This window comes from Saliniramus sp. (assembly GCF_035311605.1).
Lineage (GTDB): Bacteria > Pseudomonadota > Alphaproteobacteria > Rhizobiales > Beijerinckiaceae > Saliniramus.
In genome coordinates, this window is sequence record NZ_DATGCW010000078.1 from 1 (window position 1) to 4,099 (window position 4,099).

General features: G+C 65.6%; 5 protein-coding genes. 3 read left to right on the forward strand and 2 right to left on the reverse strand.

Annotation, left to right across the window (positions count from 1 at the left end):
* A partial coding sequence (locus VKP01_RS03680) for an ABC transporter ATP-binding protein (protein WP_324410380.1) occupies positions 1-851 on the reverse strand: 851 nt, incomplete at its 3' end.
* 198 nt (positions 852-1,049) lie between these two features.
* A complete protein-coding gene (locus VKP01_RS03685; protein WP_324410381.1) occupies positions 1,050-2,066 on the reverse strand; it encodes an ABC transporter substrate-binding protein in 1,017 nt (338 codons plus the stop codon).
* A gap of 198 nt (positions 2,067-2,264) precedes the next feature.
* Here VKP01_RS03685 and VKP01_RS03690 point away from each other — a divergent pair, with 198 nt between their 5' ends.
* The 3 genes from VKP01_RS03690 to VKP01_RS03700 all read left to right on the forward strand — a co-directional run.
* Complete coding sequence (locus VKP01_RS03690) at positions 2,265-2,660, forward strand: RidA family protein (protein WP_324410383.1); 396 nt, start codon at positions 2,265-2,267, stop codon at positions 2,658-2,660.
* Positions 2,661-2,699: 39 nt separating this feature from the next.
* Positions 2,700-3,497: a creatininase family protein gene (locus tag VKP01_RS03695; RefSeq protein ID WP_324410385.1), complete on the forward strand. Its 798-nt coding sequence runs from the start codon at positions 2,700-2,702 to the stop codon at positions 3,495-3,497.
* A gap of 35 nt (positions 3,498-3,532) precedes the next feature.
* The coding region (locus VKP01_RS03700) for an aminotransferase class I/II-fold pyridoxal phosphate-dependent enzyme (protein WP_324410387.1) at positions 3,533-4,099 on the forward strand (567 nt) is incomplete at its 3' end.

Consider the following 4,099-nt stretch of genomic DNA (forward strand, 5'->3'; position numbering starts at 1 on the left):
AGATGCTCGTCATGGCCCATGGCCCCGTGCAGGGCCTCGCTAGCAGTGCGGCAGTAATCGCCGTAGGCGGGCGTGGTGCGGAAATCCGGGTCGCGCGGGCGCGGCGCATCGACATCGATCCCGGCGATGATGCGCCCGGGCCGTGCCGCCATCACCACGATCCGGCTCGACAGATAGACGCTCTCGAAGACCGAATGGGTCACGAAGACGATGGTGCAGCCGAATTCCTTCTGCAGGCGCAGGATGTCGTCATTGAGCTTGAAGCGGGTGATCTCGTCGAGCGCCGCGAAGGGCTCGTCCATCAGCAGCAGCTTGGGGCGCAGCGACAGCGCCCGGGCGATGGAGACGCGCATCTTCATGCCGCCCGACAATTCGCGCGGATAGCTCTGCGCGAATTGTTCGAGCCCCACCAGCGAGAGGCAGGAATCGATCGCCTGCGATGCCGCCCTGCGCGAAACTCCGCGCAGGCGAAGCGGCAGATAGACATTGTCGGCGACATTGGCCCAGGGCATCAGCGTCGGTTCCTGGAAGACGAAACCGATATCGCGCTGATGCGCCTCGGCATCGCCGCCGCCGGCCCAGTCGATGGCGCCGCGCGAGGCCGGGATCAAACCGGCGAGAATGCGTAACGCGGTCGATTTGCCGCAGCCCGAGGGACCGAGCAGGGAGACGAATTCGCCCTCGCGAATGCCCAGATCGAGCCCCGACAGCGCGATGGTGCCGTTTTGAAAGACCTTGTCGATTCCCGCGAGCGCGACCAGCGGGGCGCCGGAACGCGGCGCGGAGCCGGAATCCGAGGAAGCCCGGGCAACGGGTGTCGATGCCGGGGAGGGGGCGGTTTGCGCAGTCATGCCATCGCCAATCTCGCCGGACCGGCAATGCCGGCGCGGCGCGGTTTCGAGAGCGGCGGACCGCTCTTTCGGTTGTCCGTGCGGCAGGCTTAGCCGATCACGCTGCGCCTGTCCAAGCTGATGATCAAGCTGATGATCAGATGCCCATCGGGGTCGCGGTGGATGCCGGAAGGGAGCCGGCATCCGGTGACGCGGGTCTCAGGGCCGCAGTTCCATGCCGACGCCGTTATTGGTGAAGTCCAGCGTATAGGCCTGGCGGAAGTCGAGATCGGCTTCGAACAGGCCTGCCTCGACCATTTGCGCGAAGAAGGTCCCGATCCGCTCCTCCGTCATGGCGCCGATACCCAGTTCGCGGGCATCACCCGAATCGACGATCCCGTATTCCTTCAGCTTTTCGATGGAATAGGCGATCTTGTCTTCGGTCATTTCCGGATTGTCGCGCATGATCATCGCGTTGGCGGCTTCGTTGTCGCCATAGAGATAATTGTACCAGCCGATGGCGGAGCCATCGACGAAGCATTGCACGATATCGGGGCTCTCCTCGACCAGTTCACGACGGGTCTCGATCGTCGTCGCGTAGGTGGCAAAGCCCTGATCCGCCAGCAGGAAGACGTTGGGCGCGAAGCCGGCTTCCGATTCGACGGCGAAGGGTTCCGAGGTCAGATAGCCCTGCTGCACGGCGCGCGGATCGGCAATGAAGGGGGCCGGATTGAAAGTGTAGGGGCGGACATTGTCCTCGCGGAAGCCGTGCGCCACCATCAGCCATTGATAATAAGTGGCGAAACCTTCGCGCCCGATCAGCAACTGGTCGGCATCGGGCAGATCGGTGAAATCATCAAGCCCCTGGTCGGGATGCGACATCAGGATCTGCGGGTCCTTCTGGAAGCTCGCGGCCACGACGATGGTGGGGATCTCCTCGCGGATGGCCGAGAAGGCCTGGATCAGGTTTCCGCCCATGTAGAAATCGATGCGGCCCACGGGTAGCAGCATGCGGTTATTGGCTTGCGGGCCGCCCGGCACGATCTCGACATCGAGCCCGCATGCGGCATAGGTGCCGTCGACCACGGCCTGATAATAGCCGCCATGCTCGGCCTGGGCGACCCAGTTGGTGCCGAATCGCACCTGTTCGAGATCCTGCGCAGCCGCACTGAGCGCCGTCGCGGCGAGCATGGAGGCGGCGATCGCCGCACGAGAAACAAGCGTCATGACCATCATCCCTGCCTAGAAATTGAGCAGCCGCTTCCGCAGCCACCTTGGTGTTGCAAGACCAGGCCCCTGCTGGCAAGCCCTGTGCCGTTTTCATGCGGCACTCATCCCCGCATTTTCGCACGCACCTTCGCGCGCCGATTTCCCTTGTGCGGCGATGGCACAAGGCTATGTTTCTGTCACATGCAGCCGATTGGAAAGTGCGCGATGCGCCACCACACCCCCGACACCATCTGCCCGCCCTTCGCCAATTATGCCCATGCGGTGGAGGTGCCGCCGGGCGCGAGGCTGCTTTTCGTCTCGGGACAGCTGGGCATCACCCGCGACGATGACGTGCCCGACGATGCCGAGGCGCAGGCTGATCTGTGTTTCGCGGCGATTCGCGCGGTTCTCGCGAGCGCCGGCATGGAGATGGCCGATATCGTGCGCATCAACGCGTTCGTTTCCGACCGCGCCCATCTCCAGCCCTACATGCGCGCCCGCGACCGCCATGTGGCCGACCCGGCGCCGGCCTCGACCCTGATGATCGTCTCCGGCTTCGCCCGGGAGGCCTTCAAGGTGGAGGTCGAGGTGATCGCCGCCCGCGCGGAGGACGATGCGTGATCGCGGCCCGTTCCTGTTGCAATACCGGATGAATTGACGATGCCCGCACTTGATTGGCTCTCCCTGAGCACCGAGGATTTCGCCACCCGCGACATGAGCCGCGCCATTGCGGTGCTGCCGGTCGCCGCGATCGAGCAGCACGGGCCGCATCTGCCGGTGGGCGTCGATACGCTGATCGCGCAGGGCTATCTCGACCGCGTGCGCGCGCTCGTCCCTGATGAGCTGGATCTGCTCCTCCTGCCCGTGCAGACCATCGGCAAGTCGAACGAGCACATCGCCTTTCCCGGCACGCTCACCCTCTCGGCGGAGACCGCCATCGCCGCCTGGCGCGAGATCGGCGAGAGTGTATTTCGCTCCGGCTGCCGCAAGCTGGTGATCGTCAATTCGCATGGCGGCAACATTCCGGTGATCGACATCGTCGCACGCGAATTGCGGGTGCGCTTCGGCATGCTGTGCGTCACCACCGCCTGGCACCGGCTGGGCTATCCGCAGGATCTGTTTGCGGCGCATGAATTGCGCCACGGCATTCATGGCGGCGAGATCGAGACCGCGCTGATGCTTGCCTTCGCGCCGGATCGGGTGCGCATGGAGAAAGCCGTCGATTTCACCCCGCGCACGGTGGCGATGGCGGAGGAATTCACGCATCTCTCGGCCATCCAGCCCAATGGCTTCGGCTGGATGGCGCAGGATATCAACGCTGCCGGCGCCATTGGCAACGCGGCAGCCGCAACGCCTGAGAAAGGCGAGGCGGCGGCGGCGCACGGCGCACGCGCCTTCGTCGAACTCGCCGGCGAAGTCGCCCGCTTCAGCCTCGATCCGCGCCGCCCGGGCGACTGACCGGCGCCGAGACCCTAACGCTCAGGAAATCCCGCATGGACATCGCCTATCCCATCCGTCCCGAGGCAGCCGCAGCCCCCGAGAGCGGCATCGTTACCCTCATGGAGTACGGGCGCGGACGCGAGGGGCTGATCCCGCTCTGGGTCGGCGAGGGAGATCTCGCGACACCCGCCTTTATCATGGAGGCGGCGACGCGCTCGCTCGCAGCCGGGGAGACCTTCTATACCCATCAGCGCGGCCTGCCGGATCTGCGCGAGGCGATCTCGGCCTACATGACGCGCCATTACGGGCGCGGCGGGCCGATCGAGCGCTATACGGTGACGATCGGCGGCATGCATGCGATCCAGCTCGCGGTACGGCTGGTGGCGGGGCCTGGTGACGAGGTGATCGTGCCCTCTCCCGCCTGGCCGAACGGGCCGGCGGCGATCGGGGTGGTCGGGGCGCAGACGGTGCAGGCGCCGCTCTATCTGTCTGGAAGCGGCTGGCAGCTCGATATGGCGCGCCTCGCCGAGGCGGTGACCCCGCGCACGAAGGCCCTTCTGATCAACACACCCGCCAATCCCACCGGCTGGACGGCGCGCCTCGATGATCTGCGCGCGATC

Excerpts from the sequence above, each read along its gene's own strand:
- VKP01_RS03695 (WP_324410385.1), top strand. The coding sequence starts at position 2,700 with ATGCCCGCACTTGATTGGCTCTCCCTGAGCACCGAGGATTTCGCCACC.
- VKP01_RS03690 (WP_324410383.1), top strand. The coding sequence starts at position 2,265 with ATGCGCCACCACACCCCCGACACCATCTGCCCGCCCTTCGCCAATTAT.
- VKP01_RS03685 (WP_324410381.1), bottom strand. The coding sequence starts at position 2,066 with ATGATGGTCATGACGCTTGTTTCTCGTGCGGCGATCGCCGCCTCCATG.